13 protein-coding genes are annotated in these 18850 nt (G+C 71.3%); 3 read left to right on the forward strand and 10 right to left on the reverse strand.

Going from position 1 to position 18850, the window contains the following annotated elements; translation table 11 throughout:
• Positions 1-176 precede the first annotated feature (176 nt).
• Together ACWGIH_RS28165 and ACWGIH_RS28170 are read left to right on the forward strand one after the other, a co-directional pair.
• Positions 177-4082, forward strand: a complete 3906-nt coding sequence (locus tag ACWGIH_RS28165; RefSeq protein ID WP_453451189.1) for a serine protease — start codon at positions 177-179, stop codon at positions 4080-4082.
• 124 nt (positions 4083-4206) lie between these two features.
• Positions 4207-5154, forward strand: coding sequence for a bifunctional riboflavin kinase/FAD synthetase (locus tag ACWGIH_RS28170; protein WP_453451188.1), 948 nt, complete (start codon positions 4207-4209; stop codon positions 5152-5154).
• Between the two features lie 42 nt (positions 5155-5196).
• Here ACWGIH_RS28170 and ACWGIH_RS28175 read toward each other — a convergent pair whose 3' ends face one another.
• Positions 5197-5397 carry a hypothetical protein gene (locus ACWGIH_RS28175; RefSeq protein ID WP_453451187.1) on the reverse strand — a complete coding sequence of 67 codons (201 nt, stop codon included), beginning with the start codon at positions 5395-5397 and terminating at the stop codon, positions 5197-5199.
• A gap of 238 nt (positions 5398-5635) precedes the next feature.
• Between ACWGIH_RS28175 and ACWGIH_RS28180 the strand changes: the two genes are divergently transcribed.
• The gene (locus ACWGIH_RS28180; RefSeq protein WP_453451203.1) at positions 5636-5860 is read left to right on the forward strand and encodes a hypothetical protein; all 225 of its coding nucleotides are present in this window, start codon (positions 5636-5638) and stop codon (positions 5858-5860) included.
• Between the two features lie 170 nt (positions 5861-6030).
• On the opposite strand, the gene ACWGIH_RS28185 is transcribed toward ACWGIH_RS28180, so the two are convergent.
• The 9 genes from ACWGIH_RS28185 to eccE form a co-directional block, all read right to left on the reverse strand.
• Positions 6031-6228: a hypothetical protein gene (locus tag ACWGIH_RS28185; RefSeq protein WP_453451186.1), complete on the reverse strand. Its 198-nt coding sequence runs from the start codon at positions 6226-6228 to the stop codon at positions 6031-6033.
• A gap of 184 nt (positions 6229-6412) precedes the next feature.
• Positions 6413-7429 carry an ABC transporter ATP-binding protein gene (locus ACWGIH_RS28190; RefSeq protein ID WP_453451185.1) on the reverse strand — a complete coding sequence of 339 codons (1017 nt, stop codon included), beginning with the start codon at positions 7427-7429 and terminating at the stop codon, positions 6413-6415.
• 35 nt (positions 7430-7464) lie between these two features.
• Positions 7465-8511, reverse strand: coding sequence for an ABC transporter ATP-binding protein (locus tag ACWGIH_RS28195; RefSeq protein WP_453451184.1), 1047 nt, complete (start codon positions 8509-8511; stop codon positions 7465-7467).
• Entirely contained in the window at positions 8508-9446 is a 939-nt protein-coding gene (locus tag ACWGIH_RS28200; RefSeq protein WP_453451183.1) for an ABC transporter permease, read from the reverse strand. Before ACWGIH_RS28200 ends, ACWGIH_RS28195 begins: the two co-directional genes overlap by 4 nt.
• Positions 9443-10525, reverse strand: coding sequence for an ABC transporter permease (locus tag ACWGIH_RS28205; protein WP_453451182.1), 1083 nt, complete (start codon positions 10523-10525; stop codon positions 9443-9445). Before ACWGIH_RS28205 ends, ACWGIH_RS28200 begins: the two co-directional genes overlap by 4 nt.
• A gap of 3 nt (positions 10526-10528) precedes the next feature.
• A complete protein-coding gene (locus ACWGIH_RS28210) occupies positions 10529-12430 on the reverse strand; it encodes an ABC transporter substrate-binding protein (protein ID WP_453451181.1) in 1902 nt (633 codons plus the stop codon).
• Positions 12431-12833: 403 nt separating this feature from the next.
• A complete protein-coding gene (locus ACWGIH_RS28215) occupies positions 12834-16373 on the reverse strand; it encodes an SCO5717 family growth-regulating ATPase (RefSeq protein ID WP_453451180.1) in 3540 nt (1179 codons plus the stop codon).
• Between the two features lie 308 nt (positions 16374-16681).
• On the reverse strand, positions 16682-17446 hold the full coding sequence (locus ACWGIH_RS28220) for a hypothetical protein (protein ID WP_453451179.1): 765 nt from the start codon (positions 17444-17446) through the stop codon (positions 16682-16684).
• Positions 17446-18768: a type VII secretion protein EccE gene (gene eccE, locus ACWGIH_RS28225; RefSeq protein WP_453451178.1), complete on the reverse strand. Its 1323-nt coding sequence runs from the start codon at positions 18766-18768 to the stop codon at positions 17446-17448. Before eccE ends, ACWGIH_RS28220 begins: the two co-directional genes overlap by 1 nt.
• Between the last annotated feature and the right edge of the window lie 82 nt (positions 18769-18850).

Genomic DNA, 18850 nt, shown 5'->3' on the forward strand with positions numbered 1-18850 from the left:
CACGACGAATCCCCCCACTCAAGGTGTATCCACCGCGCACCCCGGATTCACCCCTTTGGGCAGGCGCTCGGAGTGAACCGAGGGAGCGGAAGGGGGCGCGTTCGCGACGCGTTCTGTCCCGCTGATCAACGCCGACCTACCGTCGACAGGGACGGGGCGTCGCGGGAGGTTCGGGCATGGCGGGACAGGGCGACCCGACGGTGCTGGACGGTGCCCTCGTGCGCATCTGCGACCTGGCCGGGCGCCCGCGGGGGATGGGCTTCGCCGCCGACGACCACGGCACGGTGATCACCAGCCACGAGGCCGTCGACGGTCTCGCGCGGCTCGTGCTGCACGCGGCGGGGGAACGCGTCTGCGTGGTGGCCGCCGATGCCGTGGTGGCACTCCCCGAGGCCGATCTGGCCCTCGTCCGCACCGAGGGGCTCGATCTGCGGCCCCTGCCCGTCACGGTCCGCGAGACCGTTCCCGTGGGCGCCTATGTGCGTATCGTCGCGCGCGGCCTGCGCGAGGCGCGGGTCCTGGGGCCGGCCTCCGTGACCTACACGGCGACGGACCGCTTCCACCTCCTCGACGCCGCGATGGGGCTGGCGATCGGCACGGACGGCGCGGACGCGCTGCGGCTCGGCGGTGGGGCGGCCGGTGGCCCGGTCGTCGACGCATCCTCCGGTGCCGTGCTCGCAGTCCTCGGCACCGCGCTGCACGGCGAGCATCGCGCCGCGGGGTTCGCCGTGCCGCTGCGGGAGGCGGCCGCCGCCGACCCGGGCGGTCCGCTCGCCGAACTCCTTGCGCGCAACGCCGCGACCGTTCCCGCGTACGGCTGCGACCTGAACCTCGCGGGCGCGCTGCACCTGGCGGCGACGTCGCTGGGCTCCGACGGGCCGCGCCCCGCCCTCCTCGAACCGGTGGAACGCCCCGACACGACACAGGAGTTGGCCCGTTTCGCGGCGGGTCCCGCGCAGGTGCTCGGCCTGGTCGGCGACCCCGGCACGGGCCGCACGACGGAACTCGCCGCCCTCGCAGCGAGCCGTGCGCGAGGCGCCGAACCGGCTCCCACGCTGTGGCTGCGCGGCGCCGATCTGCAGGGCACGGACACCGGCGTGGGCGACGCGGTGGAGCGGGCGCTCCAACGGGCGGGCCGGATCCTGGAAGCCTCGAACGCGGCGGAGGACTCGCCCGCCGACGCGGACGACGGGCTCGGGGACATCTCCGCGGGGCGGGTCGCGCGGCTCGTCCGGGACGAGGGCCGGGCGCTGCTGCTGTTGCTCGACGGCCCCGAGGAGATGCCGCCGGCCCTCGCGCACCGCCTCGCACAGTGGAGCGAGGGGACGGCCGCATGGCTGCGGGAGACGGGTGCGCGGCTCGTGGTGGGCTGCCGCGCGGAGTACTGGGAACAGGCGGGGGAGCACTTTCCCGACGAGCTCCTGCCGGGACGCGTGCACCTGGGGGACCTGCCGGAGCGGCAGGCGCGGATCGCCCGTGCGCGGTACGGCATCCCGGACGGAGCGCTCGCCGCGGCCGACGCGCGCCACCCCCTCGCCCTGCGGCTGCTCGCCGACGTGCGGGCGGCCCTGCCGGAGGAGCCGCCACCGGGCCGCCCCGACCGGGACGCGATCTTCGAGGCCTATCTGGACGTGCTGTGCCTGCGTGTCGCGGTGCGTCTCGCGGCGGCGAACGGGCTGCGGGGCGCGGCGGTACGGCGCCTGGCGGCGAAGGTGTCCGGGCAGGTGCACGAGGCCGCACGGCGGTGCCTGGGGCCGGGGCAGGGGGAGCTGGACCGGGCGTCGTTCGAGGAGGTGTTCCCGTGGGGCACGGGGTGGGCCTCCGCAGTCCTCACGGAGGGGCTGCTCGTCCCCGCCGGCGACGGCTACCGCTTCGCCCACGAGGAGCTCGCGGACTGGATCCAGGGAATGCACCTGGACGTGGACGGAGCACTGTGGTCCCTGGTCCACAGAAACGGCCCGACGCCCCCGTCCCTGCCGGTACCGCGACACCGCATCGGCCCGGTGGTACAGGCGCTGCTGCTGTTGGGACGGCAGCGGGGGGCGGGGGAACTGGCGGCGCGGTTGGGGGAGTTGGCGGGGGTTGCCGCTTCGGGGGCTGCCGCTCCCGGGGCTGCCGCATCGGGGGGTCCGGTGGGCGCGGAGGGTGCGCGGGGCACGGGGGGTGCGGGGGGCCAGGAGGGTACGCGGGGTACGGGGGAACTGCGGTGTGATCGGCTGGGTGGGCCGGAGACATGTGGCGAGGCGGCGCAGGGCCGGGCGACCGGGGGGTGTGGGGGCGCGGAGGTTAAGGGGCGGGCGCTGGGGGAGAGCGTGGCCGGGGTGGTGGCTGAGGGGCGGGTGTCGGGGGGCAGGGCTGGGGCGGAGATCAGGTGTCGGCTGTCGGGGGAGGGTGGAGGTGGGGCGGAGGCAAAGGGCTGGGCTCCGGGGGAGTGTGGGGGCGCGGAGGCTGAGGGTTGGGCGCCGGGGGAGAGCGTGGCCGGGGCGGTGGCCGAGGGGCGGGTGTCGGGGGAGTGTGGAGGAGGGGCACAGGCGAAGGGTTGGGCGCCCGGCGAGTGTGGGGGCGGGGCGGAGGCTGAGGGTCTGCTGTCGGGGGACAGGGCGGTCGAGGCGGACGCCAGGGGTCGGCTGTCGGGGGACAGGGCGGCTGGGGCGGAGGCCAGGGGCGAGGAGGATGCTCTGTGGTGGGCCAGGCGACTCCTGGAGGAGACCCTCTCCCGGGTGGCCGACGCGAAGCCCTACCTCACGCTCCTCAAAGACCTCGCCCGGCAGGGCACGTACCCCGCGGAGTTCTGGCTCGGCCTGCCCCTCACCGAAGGCGACCGCTTCGACCTGCTGCGGGACGCGGTGATCCACGACCCCCCGCCCGGCACCCCGCAGACCCGCAGCCTCGACGCGGTGGCCGAGCTCCTGGCCACGGCGCCCGCGGAAGTGCAGCCACGACTGACCCGCTGGTTCACCGACGAGCGTCCCCTCGAAGCCACCCCGCACGCCACCGTCGCGTCTGCCGCGCAGGCCCTGCTCCACACCCACCGCCACCGCGCCATCGACGACCTCACGGAGATCCTGGTCGACTGCGCCCACCCCCGCGCCGACGAACTGCTCGCCGCCCTCGCGGAGGAGGAACCGTCGGCCATCTGCCGGGCCGTCGACCGCTGGGTCCACGACACGCGCCCCGCCCGCCAGGTCGCCGCCGTCGCCTACGGCCTGCGCGCCGCCCCGCACGCTCGCACGGACGCCGATCGCAGGCTCCTGCGGTACGCGGCCCTCGCCCTGCTCGCCCGCACCGCCGACGACTCCCTGCACGGCGCCGCCCTCGCCCTCCTCGTACGCGACCCGCAGACCCGCGCCCGCCACCTGTGGCCCGCCCTGAAGCGGTTCACCGGGGGTGACCCGCAGCTGCCCGCGAGCGCGCTCGTCGCCGCCCTCGACACCCACCCGGAGCAGGTGCTCGCCGCCTTCCGTACCCGGCTGTACGGCCCGGGCCCGGCCCCGGGAGACGTACTGCGGGCCCTGGCCGACGTGACGGCGCCCGGACTCGCCCGCCGGGTGGCCGATCTCGTACGCGACGTGCTCGAGCTGCGCCCCGACCTCGCGGGCCACGTGGCCGCCTACCTCGACCTGCGGCTGGAGCAGGGGACCGGCGTCCGTGCCGTCCTGCTCCCACTGGTGACGGAGCTCCTGAGCAACCGCCCGCCGGCGGTACGAGCCGCGCTCGCCACCGCCGTCGCCGCCCCCGGAACCGACGCATCGCACGCCCTGCGCACCGAACTCCTCGAGGTGCTGCTCAGCCAGGAGCGGGAGCCCGAGGTCCTGGACGCGGTGCTCTGCGCGGTGGCGGTCGGCGACGACAAGGAGAAGGTCCGCGAGCTGGTGCACCGCACCGGCGGACTACTCGTCCGCACGCCGGAAGGAGCAACCTGCTTCGACCGGCGCCTGGTCGAGCTGGCGCGTTCCGTGCCGGGCTTCTCCACCCAGGTCGCCCGGTGGATCTGCGAAGCCCCGCAGGACTGGTCGGCCCTCGTCGGTCCCAGCTCCCGCCGCATGATCGAGAACCTCGCCGGAGTGCGTGTCCCGGCGTGACCCGGCGTGACCCCCACCACCCCCTCCGATGCGATCCGGATGGCGCGGGCATGGCAGTCTTAGACCTGCGCAATCGGCAATGGGACGTACACACACATACACAGGTTCGCGAGGAGCAAAGACAGTGCAGCGCTGGCGTGGCTTGGAGGACATCCCCCAGGACTGGGGGCGCAGCGTCGTCACCATCGGTTCCTACGACGGCGTACACCGCGGGCACCAGCTGATCATCGGCCGCGCGGTGGAGCGCGCCCGTGCCCTCGGCGTGCCCGCCGTGGTCGTCACCTTCGACCCGCACCCCTCCGAGGTCGTGCGCCCCGGCAGCCACCCGCCGCTGCTCGCCCCGCACCACCGGCGCGCCGAACTCATGGCGGAGCTCGGCGTGGACGCGCTCCTGATCCTGCCGTTCACCTCGGAGTTCTCGAAGCTGTCGCCCGCCGACTTCGTCGTGAAGGTCCTGGTCGACAAGTTGCACGCGCGCCTGGTCGTCGAGGGCCCCAACTTCCGCTTCGGCCACAAGGCCGCGGGCAATGTCGCCTTCCTGACCGAGCTCGGCGCCACGTACGACTACGAGGTCGATGTCATCGACCTGTTCGTGAGCGGTGAGGCCGGGGGTGGCGAGCCCTTCTCCTCCACCCTCACCCGGCGCCTGGTCGCCGAGGGTGACGTGCGCGGCGCGGCGGAGATCCTCGGCCGCCCGCACCGCGTCGAGGGCGTCGTCGTCCGGGGCGCGCAGCGCGGGCGTGAACTGGGCTTCCCCACCGCCAACGTGGAGACCCTGCCGCACACCGCCATCCCCGCCGACGGCGTCTACGCCGGGTGGCTGCACGCCCAGGGCGAGGCGATGCCCGCGGCGATCTCCGTCGGGACGAACCCGCAGTTCGACGGGACGGAGCGGACCGTCGAGGCGTACGCGATCGACCGCGTCGGCCTCGATCTGTACGGGCTGCACGTGGCCGTGGACTTCCTCGCCTTCGTGCGCGGGCAGGCGAAGTTCGACTCGATCGACTCGCTGCTCGTCGCCATCGCGGATGACGTGAAGAAGTCGCGCGAGCTGATCGAGTCCGCCGAGTAGGTCTTCCGCCCTGCCCCTCGTGCCCCGCCCCGCCCTTCGCGCCTACAGGAGGTGGGGGAGGGCCACGCTGTTGACCAACGGCCCTTCCACGGTGACCCCTTCGGTGACCAGCGACTCGATGTGCGGCAGCGGTGGGGGGTTCACCGGTGCGTGCTCCGCCGCCGAGACCGGGGTGGCGATCACGGTGACGGACAAGGCGAGGGCGGCGAGCAGGGTGACGGTCCAAACGCGGTGACGACGCATGCGATCTCTGCCTTCTTTCAGGGGTTTTCCGGAGGTCGGAGAGCGGTCGGGGAGCGGTCGTCCGGGCCCGAGTCCAGGCCGAGCTCAGGCCGAGTTAGCCCACTCGGGCGAAGGACAGGCCGCGGCGTCCGACGACCCGTTCGTATGATCGTCGGTGACTTCCTGGCCGTTCCGGGGTTAGCCACGGTGAGTGGGACGCGACCGGCGGCCCGCATACGCACGGGCCAAGGAGGCTGCTGTGAACAGCAGTTGGGTGCAGAAGACGTCCCGGTGGTTGCTGGTCGCGGCGATGGCGGCAGTGCCGTCCGTCCTGGGCTCCGGCGCGGCCCACGCGGACGAGACGCACAAGGACTCGCACAACGCCCCCAGGGTCGCGCTGATCAACACCGGGCAGATCGACGACCCGCTGGAGGACGTGCTCGAACACGTCCTCAACTTCGGGGACGGATACAGGTGGGACTGACGGAAACAGGTGGGGCCGACGGATGCAGGTGGGACTGACTCTTTGATCTGTCTGTCCGTGGTCGTGCCGTACTTGCGCGGGTCCCGGGCGGCCGCGCAAGTACGTGACGAGGCACGGACGTTCAGGTCACCAGGTCGCCCATCCCCTCAGGCCCCGGCCATGGGGCCCGGCTACGGTGCGAGGCACGCCGCGCCCGGCACCTCGGAGGGCAGGCCGGGGCTGGCCGGGTCGACCAGCGAGGTGACGTCACCGGCCGCCTGTGTCACGCAGTCGACGGTCCCCACGGGGTCCGGGATGGCACTGGCGGGCACGGCGACGGCCCCCAGCAGAGCGACGGCCCCGAGGATGACGGCGGCTGTACGGCGCATGGAAAGCTCCTTCACTGCGGTGGAGTTGACTACGGTCCGTATCTGACTCGGACCTCTCTGTGACTCCCCACCCCTCGCACCCGGTAGGCACCGCATCACCCGTACGTGGAAGAGGTAACGTTCCGTCACCACGGGCGCTCGCTCTCACCGCCCGTTCCGCAGCCCGTTCGGCCGCACACCTCGCTCAGACCTCGGACGCGCCGACGTTGACCGCCGCCCAGTGGCACGCCACCTGCGTCTCGCCGCCGCCCGCGAGCACCGGGAGATCCTCCGTACGGCAGCGGTCCGCCACGCCCGCCCTCTCCGCCTCGCCCGAGGCGAGCACCTGGCACCGCGCGTGGAAACGGCAGCCGCCCGGAATGCGCGACGGGTCCGGCGGCTCACCGGTGAGGACCACCGGGTCACCCGGGGCCTCCGGGAGGACCGACAACAGCGCCTGGGTGTACGGATGCTGAGGAGAGGTCAGGACCTCCTCCACCGTCCCCGTCTCGACGATCCGCCCCAGGTACATCACCGCGACACGGTCGGCGATGTTCCACGCCAGACCCAGGTCGTGGGTCACCACCAGGGCGGAGAGCCCCAGCTCCTCACGCAGACGCAGCAGCAGAGCGAGGATCTCGCCCCGTACGGACGCGTCGAGCGAGGCGACCGGCTCGTCCGCGACGATCAGCTCGGGCTCCAGGACCAGCGCGCCCGCGATGACGACGCGCTGCCGCTGGCCGCCAGACAGCTCATGCGGATAGCGCAGGAAGAACCGCTCGGGCGGCCGCAGCCCGGCCCGCGAGAGGGCGTCGGCGACCGTCGCCTGCTCGTCGCCGCCGTACCCGTGGATGCGCAGGCCCTCCGCCACGGCCTCGTACACCGTGTGGCGGGGATTCAGGGAGCCGCTCGGGTCCTGGAGCACGAGTTGGACGCGCTTGCGGTACGCCTTCAGCGCGCGGCCCGAGTAGTCGAGCGGCTTGCCGCCGAAGGTGACCCTGCCGGACGTGGGCGCCACCAGGCCGAGCAGCGAACGGGCCAGCGTCGTCTTGCCGCAGCCCGACTCGCCGACCAGGGCCACGATCTCGCCCGGCTTGATGTCGAGGTCGACGCCGTCCACCGCGCGCGCGGGCGGCGCGCCACGGCGGCCGGGGAACGTGATGTGCAGGTCGCCCGCCGAAAGCAGCGGATCAGCGGACAGCAGGGTGTCGTCGGTGGTCATGCGGCGCTGCTCCTCGGTGCGTGATCTGTCGGGGCTCACGGCGTACGCTCCGCCGTCGCCGGCGGGGATGTCGGCTGCGCCGGAAGCTGCGCGCCCGCGTGCACGCACGCCGCGCGGTGCCGGGGGCCCGCGTCCCGCAGCGCCTGGTCCTCCGTGGTGCAGGTGTCGAGGGCGACGGGGCAGCGCGGGTGGAACGTGCAGCCCGTGGGGAGCAGGGACGGGTCCGGCGGATCGCCGGGCAGCCCGCGCGGCGCGAAGCGGGACGCCGTGTCGCCGATGCGTGGGAAGGCCGCCGAGAGGGCCTTGCCGTACGGGTGCTGCGCGTTCTCGTAGACCTCGGAGGCCGGGCCCTCCTCGACGACGCGGCCCGCGTACATCACCGCCAGCCGGTCGCAGGTGTCGGAGAGCACCGCCAGGTCATGGCTGATCATGATCAGGCCCAGGTCCTGCTCCGCCACCAACTGTTCGATCAGACGCAGGATCTGAGCCTGGATCATCACGTCCAGGGCCGTCGTCGGCTCATCGGCGATGATCAGGCGCGGATCGCAGGCCAGCGCCATCGCGATCATCACGCGCTGCCGCTGCCCGCCCGAAAGTTCGTGCGGATACGCCTCCGCGCGGGCGGCCGGCAGACCCACCTGTTCGAGCAGCTCCCCGGCCTTCTTCCTCGCCCCGGCCTGCGTCGCCTTCTTGTGCAGCAGGATCGGCTCGGCGATCTGGTCGCCGATGCGGTGCACCGCGTTGAGCGAGTGCATCGCGCCCTGGAAGACGATCGACGCGCCCGCCCAGCGCACCGCGCGGACCTGGCCCCACTTCATGGTGAGGACGTCCTCGCCGTCGAGCAGGACCTCACCGGTCACCTTCGTGCCCGCGGGCAGCAGCCGAAGGAGCGCGAGCGCCAGCGTCGACTTGCCGCACCCGGACTCGCCCGCGACACCGAGCTTCTGGCCCGCGTCGACCGAGAGGTTCACGCCGCGCACGGCGGCCGCGCCGGACGCGTACGTCACTTCGAGATTTCTTACGTCGAGCAGGCGCTGTTCCGTCGTCACCTTGGTCTCCGTCACCTTGTTCGCGCTGTTCAACGAGAGACCCCCAGCCTGGGGTTGAGCACGGACTCCACGGCGCGTCCGCAGAGCGTGAACGCGAGTGCCACGACGGCGATGGCGAGTCCGGGCGGAGCCAGGTACCACCAGTCGCCCGCGCTGACCGCACCCGCCTCGCGCGCGTCCTGGAGCAGCCCGCCCCAGGAGACGACGGTCGGGTCACCGAGGCCCAGGAAGGCGAGCGTGGCCTCGGTCAGGATGGCGCTGGAGATGACGAGGGTGGTCTGCGCGAGCACCAGCGGCATGACGTTGGGCAGGACGTGCCGGCCCATGACGTGGCCGTGGCCGCCGCCGAGCGCCTGCGCGCGTTCGATGTACGGGCGTGACTCCACGGCCAGGGTCTGGGCGCGGACGAGCCGCGCCGTCGTCGGCCAGGTGGTCACGCCGATCGCCAGAATGATCGTCCAGATGGACTTGGACATCACCGAGGCCAGCGCGATGGCGAGCACCAGCGTCGGCATCACCAGGAACCAGTCGGTGATCCGCATGATGACGGTGGAGTACCAGCCCTTGAAGTGCCCCGCGGTGATCCCCACGACCGTGCCGATGGCCACCGAGAGCACGGCGGCCAGCAGCCCGACGGTGAGCGAGATCCGCGCGCCCCACACGAGCAGGCCGAGCAGATCGCGCCCGAACTGGTCGGTGCCGAGGGGGAATTCGCCGCTCGGCGACTCCATCGGCTTGCCCGGAGCGTCGGTCACGCTCTGCGCGTCCGAGCCGACCAGGAGGGGCGCGAAGACGGCGATGAGTGCGATGACGACGAGCGCGGCGAAGCCGAAGAGCCCGGCCCGGTGCGTGCGGTACTCGCGCCAGAAGCGGGCGACGGAGTGCCGCCTGCGGGTCCAGGCGAGCGCCCGGGGGCTCTTCGCGACCGGGACCTCGGGCTTCTCGGTCTCTGTTGCTTCGGTCGTCATCGGCCCACCCTCGGGTCGAGCAGCGGATAGATCACGTCGGCCAGGGTGTTCATCAGGATCACCGCGGCGGCGAACACGAAGAACAGACCCTGCACGAGGGGCAGGTCGGGCACGCTGAGCGCGGCGTAGAAGAGGCCGCCGAGCCCCGGCCAGGAGAAGACGGTCTCGACGAGGATCGCGCCCGCCACCACCGTGCCGAGGTTCACGAACATCAGCGTGACGGTGGGCAGCATCGCGTTCGGGACGGCATGACGACGGCGTACGAGATCGTCCCGCAGTCCCTTGGCGCGCGCGGTGGTCAGATAGTCGCTGCCCATCTCGTCGAGGAGGGACGACCGCATCACGAGGAGCGTCTGCGCGTACCCGACCGCCACCAGGGTGATGACGGGGAGCACCATGTGGTGCGCGACGTCGAGTACGTACGCGATGCCCGTCTCGCCGCCCGATTCGAGTCCGCCGGTCGGGAAGAGCCCGGGGATCGGACCGGCGCCGACGGAGAACGTGATGATGAGCAGAAGTCCGAGCCAGAAGGACGGCACGGAGTAGAGGGTGAGCGCCAGACCGGTGTGGACCCGGTCCCCGAGCCCGCCGTTGCGCCAGGCCGTCCGGGTGCCGAGCCAGATGCCGATGAGGGTGTAGAGCACGAACGCGGTGCCGGTGAGCAGGAGCGTCGCGGGCAGCGCTTCGGTGATCTTGTCCATCACCGGGGTGTGGAACTGGTAGGAGGTGCCGAAGTCGCCGGTCAGCGCGTTGCCGCAGTAGTCGAAGAACTGCGTCATGACCGGCTGGTCGAGGCCGAACTCCTTGCGCATCGCGTCCAGCTGTTCGGACGACACGCGCTTTCCGCCCGTCATCTGCTTCACCGGGTCGCCCGGGATGAGCCGGAAGAGGAAGAAGCTGGTGACGAGGACGGCGAACAGCGAGACGGCTGCGCCGCCCAGCTTGCCCGCCACGTACTGGAGATAGGCGCGGGTGTTGCGGGCCCGGGGCCCGCGGGCCGACGGCCCGGCGAAAGCCGGATCGTCGGTCACCGCGGCGCCCTCGGTGTCGAGCAGTGCGGGATTGCTGTCAGCGGTCATGCGTTACTCGCGGTCCTCTGCGGTCGAACGGCGGCGCAGGGCGAACAGGACTCCACCGCCGACGAGCACCACCGCGGCGGCGGCGATACCGATGATGACACCGGTCGAGCTTCCATCCTTGGAGGAACTCTTCCCATCCGCGGGCACCGCTGACCACCAGGACCAGTAACCGTCCTGACCGTAGATGTTGCCCGCGGCCGTCGGCATGGTGGTGATGGACTTGATCTGGTCGGTGCGGTAGGCCTCGACGGCGTTCGGGTACGCCAGGATGTTCATGTACCCGGAGTCGTAGAGCCAGGACTGCATCTCCTTGACGGTCTCCGCGCGCTTGGCCGGGTCGTACTCCGCCAGCTGCTTGTCGTAGAGGTCGTCGTACTTCTTGTCGCAGATGAAGTTGTCGGTCGCGGCGCTCTCCTTGGCCTTCACCGGGAGCGCGGCGCAGGAGTGGATGCCGAGGACGAAGTCCGGGTCCGGGTTGACCGACCAGCCGTCGAACGCGAGATCGTACTCACCCGCGTACCAGGGCACGGACACGTCATCAAGACAATTGACCTTGAGCCCGATCCCGAGATCTCCCCACCACTCCTTCAGATACTTCCCGACGGCCTTGTCGTTCGGGTCGGTGGCGTGACACAGGATGCGGAAGTCGAGGGGCTTGCCGTCCTTGCCGACGCGCTTGCCGTCGCCGTTCTTCTTGTAGCCCGCGTCATCGAGGAGTTGGGCCGCCTTCTTGGGGTCGTACGACAGCTTCTGGTCGGCCGAGGGCTCCCAGGCGTACTCGGAGAAGCGAGGCGGAATGTAGCCCTCGCCCTCGACGGCCTGCCCCTGGAAGACCTTGTCGACCAGCGCCTCACGGTCCACGGAGAGGAAGAGCGCCTGGCGCACCTTCTTGTCCAGGAGCGCCGGATGGCCGTCACCGAACTTCTTGCCGTCGCGGGTCTTGGCGCCGGGGTTGGTGGCGATCGCGAAGAAGCGCCGACCGGGGCCTTCGTTCACCTTGACGTTCTCGGTGCCCTTGAGCTCGGCGGCCTGAGCGGGCGTCAGCGCGGGCTGGCCGGCCACGAAGGAGACCTCGCCCTTCTTGAGCGCCGCGACGGCCGCGTCCTGATCCTTGTACGTCTTGAAGACCAGCTCGTCGAACTTGGGCGCGCCGCGCCAGAAGTCCTTGTTGGCCTTCAGCTTCACGTACTGGTCGGTCTTGTAGTCCGTGAGTTCGAAAGGCCCGTTGCCCACGATGGGGAAGGACTTGTCGTTGTTGAACTTGGAGACGTCACCGACCTTCTCCCAGACGTGTTTCGGGACGATCGGCACGTCGAGGGCCGCCATGGTGGCCTGCGGCTTCTTGAGCTCGATGACGAGCTGGGTGGGGCTGGGGGCGGTCACCTTCTTGAAGTTGGCGACGAAGCCGGAGTTGGCGGTGGCGGTGCCTTCCTTCGACATCAGCTTGTTGAACGTCCAGGCCGCGTCCTCGGCGGTGGCCTTCTTGCCGTCCGACCACTTGGAGTCGTCCCGGATGGTGTACGTCCAGGTCAGCTTGTCCGCGGACGGCTCCCACTTGGTGGCGAAGCCCGGGATCGCGTGGTTGTCCTTGGCGTCGTAGTTCGTCAGGTACTCGTACGTCAGGCGGTGGATGCTGGTGCTCAGCAGCCGCTGGGCGAGGAAGGGACTGAGCGAGTCGACGCTCTGGGCCACCGCGACGGTCAGGGTCTCCTTGCCGTCCGCCTTGGCCTCGGCCTGTTGGGGCGCCGGGTTGAGGGGAGAGGCAAGACCCGCGGTCAGGGCGAGGGCTCCGGCTCCGGCCGCCAGGAGGAGGCGGAGGCGTGCGGGGGCCTTCGGAGGTGCCTGCGGGGGCGCCTTGGTGGTGGGGTGAGACCGTGTTCTGCCGTGCTGATCTTGTGTATCCATGGGTCGGTGACCTCGCGTCATCGCTCGCGCAGAGATGGCTAGTTGATCAAGGAACGCCAGCTGGTTGATGTGTGTGTCTACCAGCGCCAGTCTGCGTCAGTCAACGGCAGGTGAACCCCATGTGGCCTGCGGAAATAACGAGTTGACCCGGATTTCATCCGCATTGGTCAAGACCTGTGACGCGTGGCTGGTCGGGGGGTGACGGTGGGGGGAGGGGCAGGTGGGGGAGTTCTGGGGTGGGGGGTACTCCAGTGCTCTTTCGTTGCTTGGCCAACGCTGCGGGGTAAACGGGTGGATGGGCAGGAAAGTCTGTTCGTCAGGGAGGCTGCGGGGCGCCGGGAAACGGGACTGGGCCCGCACCAGGGATCGGTGCGGGCCCAGTTGAAATCGACGGAGGCGGAGGCTACTGCTGCGGCGCTTCCGGCGCCGGAGGCTGCGGCGGCTGATAGGGCGCCCCCGGCTGGAACGGCTGCCCGGGCTGAACGGGCGGCGGCGCCTGCTCACCCTGCGGCTGCCCGTGAGGGGCCTGGAAGGGCTGCCCAGGCGCGGGGGCGGTAGGAGCGGCAGGAGCGGCGGGTGCAGGACCCTGCGGAGGGGCCGCGTTCTGCCAGCCCTGCGGGGCTCCCGGCTGCTGCGGATACGGCTGACCACCCGGCTGAGGCTGCTGTTGCTGCGGAGGTTGTTGCTGCGGCGGCTGCTGGGGAACGTACGGCTGCTGCGGGGCCTGCCCGGGGACGGGTCCCTGTCCCTGGCCCGGATACGGCGCCTGACCGGGGTAAGGCTGCTGCCCAGGTGCAGGCGCCTGCTGGCCGGGATAGGCCCCCTGGCCGGGCAGGGGCGGAGCCACGACCGGAGGCGGGTTGCCGTCCGAAGTCCAGAGCCCCTGCTGCTGCTGAGCCCGCACGAAGTCCTCCGCGACCATCGCGGAGAGATTGAAGTACGCCTCCCGCACCTTCGGCCGCATCATGTCGAGGTCGACCTCGGCACCGGCGGCGAGATGCTCGTCGAACGGAATGACGACAACTCCACGGCACCGCGTCTCGAAGTGCGACACGATGTCGTCCACCTTGATCATCTTCCCGGTCTCGCGCACACCCGAGATGACGGTGATGGAACGCGAGACAAGGTCGGCGTACCCGTGCGCGGACAGCCAGTCCAACGTCGTGGACGCACTGCTGGCGCCGTCCACGGACGGCGTGGAAATGATGATCAGCTGATCGGCGAGATCGAGGACCCCTCGCATGGCGCTGTAGAGCAGCCCCGTACCCGAGTCGGTCAGAATGATCGGGTACTGCTTCCCGAGCACATCGATGGCGCGCCGGTAGTCCTCGTCGTTGAACGTGGTCGAGACGGCCGGGTCGACGTCATTGGCGATGATCTCGAGGCCTGAGGCGGCCTGCGAGGTGAAGCGCCGGATGTCCATGTACGAGTTGAGGTACGGGATCGCCTGCACGAGGTCACGGATGGTGGCCCCGGTCTCGCGGCGCACGCGGCGCCCGAGCGTACCGGCGTCAGGGTTGGCGTCGATGGCAAGGATCTTGTCCTGCCGCTCGGTGGCAAGCGTCGAGCCGAGCGCGGTGGTGGTGGTGGTCTTGCCCACCCCGCCCTTGAGGCTGATGACGGCAATGCGATAGCAGGAGAGAACCGGAGTCCGGATCAGCTCCAACTTCCGCTGCCGCTCGGCCTCTTCCTTCTTGCCGCCAATCTTGAACCGGGACCCACCGGCAGCGGGCCGACTGCTCTTGGCCTTGGGCTTGGTGTTGCGCAGCAGCCGATCGGAGGAAAGCTCGACGGCGGCGGTGTACCCGAGGGGCGCCCCGGGATTGGTCCGCTCCCGCTGATCATGCTGCACGGGCTGTGGCCAGGCGGCGCCGGTACGGGGATCGACGGGGGGCTGCGGCTGCTGCTGGACCGGGGGCTGGGCCTGCGGGTGCGGCTGCGGCTGAGCCGGGGGCTGCTGCTGGGGCGGAAGCGCTTGCGGAGGCTGCTGCTGGTGAGGCTGCGGCTGTACGGGAGCAGGCTGCTGCGGCACGGCCTGCGGCGGCTGCTGCTGCGCAACGGCGGGCGGAAGCGGCTGCGGGGCCTGCTGCTGGGCCTGAGGCGCGGGCGGCTGCGGGAACCCATAACTACCGTGCGGCGCCGGGGAGTTGGGATTACCCGGAGCGGGCGCCCCCTGCTGAGGGAACCCATGGCCACTCGGCGGCATGGGAGCGCCCCCCTGCTGGGGGAACCCGTAACTGCCTTGCTGCGAGGGCGCAACGGGGGCGGGAGCCGGGGCAACGGTGTGCGGGAAGCCGTATCCGGCGGGGGGAGCGGCCGCTTCGGGAGCGGGTGTAGGCGTAACGGGGGCGGGTGCCGGAGCCCCGGTTTGCGGGAACCCGTATCCGGCGGGCGGAGCAGCCGCTTCGGGAGCCGGAGCAGGCGTCACGGGAGCGGGCGCGGGAGCCGGGGCAGGAGCCGGGGCGGGGGTAGGAGCAGGCGCACCGGCCTGCGGGAACCCGTACCCACTGTGCGGCGGAGCCGGCGCATCGGCGACCGGCGAGGGAGCCACGGGCCCGGTGGGCGAGGGCCACGCCGGGGGCGAAGGCTGCGGAGCCTGCGGCTGCTCGGGAGCAGGCGCGGGAGCGGGCGCGACCTGCTGCGGCACCGGCGGTTGAGGCTGAGGCTGCACGGCCTCGGCGGCCGGCTCCGGCTCTGCGGGAGGCGTCACTGCCTGGGAAGGCTCGGGCCATTGCGGCGCAGAGGTAGGCGCGGCCGGCTGGAAGGCGGGCGGCAGCGGCGGAAGCCCACCGTTCGGCGCGGGCGGCGGAGTCCAGGAGGGCGGCGGAGAGTCCTGCACTTCATCGGCGGGCGCGGCAGCGACGGAGTCCTCAGGAACGGCATCCTGCGGAACGGCGTCACGGACCTCACCAGAGGCACCGACACCGCCACCGATACCGGCGCCGTCAACATCGTCGGAGCCGTCAACGTCATCATCCGAGCCAAAAACACCCGCGTCCGAAGCGTCCACGCCCCCGTCTACGCCCTCGGGAGAAAGCCCAGCCGAAGCCAGCAGAGAAGACTCGTCCTCGCTGGGCTCGGCCTCAGAATCGGAAGGCTCAACGGCAACGTCAAGGTCAACGTCCTCGCCATCACCCTCGGCGCCGACATCATCCCGGGGAGCCTCCGAGGCGGCGGCGCGCTCCTCGATCTCCCGCATTTCCCGCTTCAGGGCGGCAGAGGAGAACCGCATGGTGGCGCCACTCTCAAGATCGCCACTGCTGTCGGCAAGAGGCTCCACCACGGAGGGAGGCGAGAAAGCAGCCTTCACTTCGGACGGCGTCCCAGAAGCAGACGCATCCCCAGTCTCAGCCTCAGATTCAGGCGCAGCCTCAGCCTCGGGCTCAGATTCAGGCGCAGCCTCAGGCTCCGGCGTCACCTCAGGCTTGGGGACGACACCGGTCACGTGGACGGAGGAGGCAACACCAGCAACAGCACCACTCCAGTCAGCGGCACCCCCCGAAGGCACCCCGCCCTCGGAATCCGCAGAGGAATCCGGAGCCGGAACAGGGGCCGGAGCGGGAGCCGGAGGAGCAACAGGCGCAACCCAGTCGGCCCGAGGCTGGAAGCCCCCACCCACCGGCAGCTTCGGCACACCGGCAGGCGGCCCGAGGGGAGGAGCCTGCGGAGCGGGAGGCTCAGGAGTCACGGGAGGAGTCGCCGGCTCAACGGAAGGCGGAGACACGGGCTCGGCGGCAGCCGAGGAGGCCGAAGCCGACGCGGGCGACGCGGGCGAAGCCGAAGGAGTCTCCCCCGCACTGCCGGACGCATTCTGCGTATACCAGGCAGGAGGGGCGTAGTCGATGGTGAACTCGCCCGTCGTCTCGGCAGCGGACTCCGCGTCGGACTGATCATCGACGGGTGTGTCCCAGCCCCCGCGGATCTCGTCCCGATCGCTGTTCACAATGCCTCCTGATGTGGTCGAACACCCTCGTGCCGTGGTGGGAGGGCGACCGTTTCTGTCGTCCGATCCGCCATGGCTCTCCCCGTGGTGGACGCGCACGACCCACTCCCGGGTTCTGGCGACGCGTCCAGTACCAGCCTAATCACCAAAAGCACCAGCACGGCAGGGCAGCCCACCCCACGAATCCTGTCCTCCCCCTCACGCTCCCCACAGGAGCGATCCCCGTATCCGAAACACCGAAGGACAAATCAACCAACAAGCGCCAAATGTTGGCTAATTCGCTCGGTCAACGGACACCCACCGCCCGCTCAATCCATCCTCCGCGCGGTACCCAACAATCCGGTCTCGGCGTCCGTAGCCTGCGTCATCACGTACTGCCGGTCACGATCGGCACACCACAACGTCACCCCATCAGCAAGCGTCGGCAACGCCTCCACCTCACCGCGCGGCAGCCCCACGGACCGGCCTATCTGAACCGCCTCATCCGGCGAAACCCGCTGCACACCCACGAGCCGAGCCTGTCGGATCAGTCGAGGCGCGACCGGGCTCAGATAGGGCAGCAGCGTCAACACCGACTGCCATGGCCCGGAGACCACCCGCCCCCGCGGCGGCCGCATCCCGCAGTCGCGCACCACGAGAACCGGACTTCCCGCCGACGCACCCTGCGGGGGAACGCGCCCCACTTCATGCACCGACATACCGCTCGGCCCGACACCGAGGGCCTCCACGAGCTGCGCCCAAGCTGCTGGCCGGCCGGTTTCCACGGCCACCCGCGCCCCCGTCGCGGCTGCCCGCAACGCGATGACCTGAGCTGTCCACAACCCTCCGATGAGCAGCACGTCGTACGGAGTGGGCCGGTTGACGCCGAGCACCGAGGGCTGGCCCTGTGCGTCCACGCCGATCACGACGCCGTCGTCGCCGATGGGCAACGCCAGCGCGTCCACTTGCTCGGCGGAGAGGGTGTGGCGACGGTGCCGCGGCCCGAGCAACCCGAACCCGCTGCGCAATGCCGTGCGGAATCCCTCGCCCCCAACGGGCGGCGCGGCCGGAGTGGTCGGATCGGTGACGGTCATCAGCGGGTCCCCCCGAGCGGCAGTGTGGCGAGCATCCCGGGCAGCTGCTCGCGATCGAGCCGGACCAGCCCTGCGCCGGCCTGCCGGGCTCCCTGCTCCAGCGCGCGCCGAGCGGTGTCCAGCTCGGCGTCACTGCGACCGGTCACCCGCACATGCCCGCACAGCGACACTTCCTGCCGTTCACCGCGGCGCAGCGTGAGGCTGAACGTCGTGGCGAGCGTCGGGACGGCGGTGAGCAGCGCGACGAGCTGAGGCAGGGACGGACCGCCCGCGCTCCCCAACTGCGGCCAGCGCCGCACCCAGTAGGTCGTGTGACGGCGGTTGTCGCAGCGCCAGGCGCGTGCGGACTCCTCCGTCCTGCGCTCCGGCAGCTCGGTCCGCCCGGCCTCCGCGGTGACCAGCGGATTGGCGCCCGCCGAGGTGGCTATGGCGGCGGCCAACTGCTCCTCGGTGAGCGCCGTCGCACGGAATCCGGCTCCCGTGAGTCGACTGGCCAGCTGATCCACGGAACGCATCACGCACTTCTGGGCCCCCACGAAACCGCCCCCGCGCGCCGCCACCGCCTCGGGGCAGAGCTCAGGATCGAGCTTCAGGGCGATCCATGTGATCCGTACGGCCGGTGCTCCGGTCTGGGCCTGCAGCGGGGCGTAGTTGCTGACGGCCACAGACTGCTGGGGAAGATGCAACGCGGGAGCCGGCTGGGTGTGCTGCACGATCTGCGCCGACTCGAGCCGGATTCCGTCCACCTCCAGGGCGTCGCGGACGAGCCCCACAGGCAGCGGGTGGCGTCCACGCTCGGCCCGCAACGCGGTGGCTTCCGACTCGACTTGAAGCACGGCGGTCACGAACGTCCCGTCCCCGACCATCCCGACCTGCCGCCTGTCCCGGTCTCCGTACACATACGTACGCAGGGCGGGATCACACTCGACGGCAGGGGCGAACGCCGGTTCCGTGCCCGGCGGTATCGGGGCATGCGCCGCCCGGCGCTTCCGTGCGCGCAAGGCCCGCGCGGTGCCGAACCATTCGTGCCACGCCCGGCCACGACGGCGTACGACCGCGAGCAGCACCAGGACGGCCGCGACGACAGCGGTCGGCACGACGACCAGCGGGTCGATCACCCAGGCGGCCAGCAGGAGGGCTGCGGCCACCTCGATAAGCACCAGCCGTTGCAGGCGAAACGAGCCGAACTGTGCCGAGCGCGCCCGGAGATGAAAGGTGACGGGCCCCCGGGGCGACGACGCGCCGCCATCATCGGGCGCTGCCTGCCGTTGACTTCCGGACCTCGACGGTCCCCGAGCCCCGGTCCGCGCTGCGGCAGCCATCAGTCCAACCCCCCGTGAATTCTCCCGAGTCACCCTGGTGATCGCGGGACACGAACCCTCGGGAGTGCTCGCGAACCTTACC

Source organism: Streptomyces sp. NPDC054872 (genome assembly GCF_053610705.1).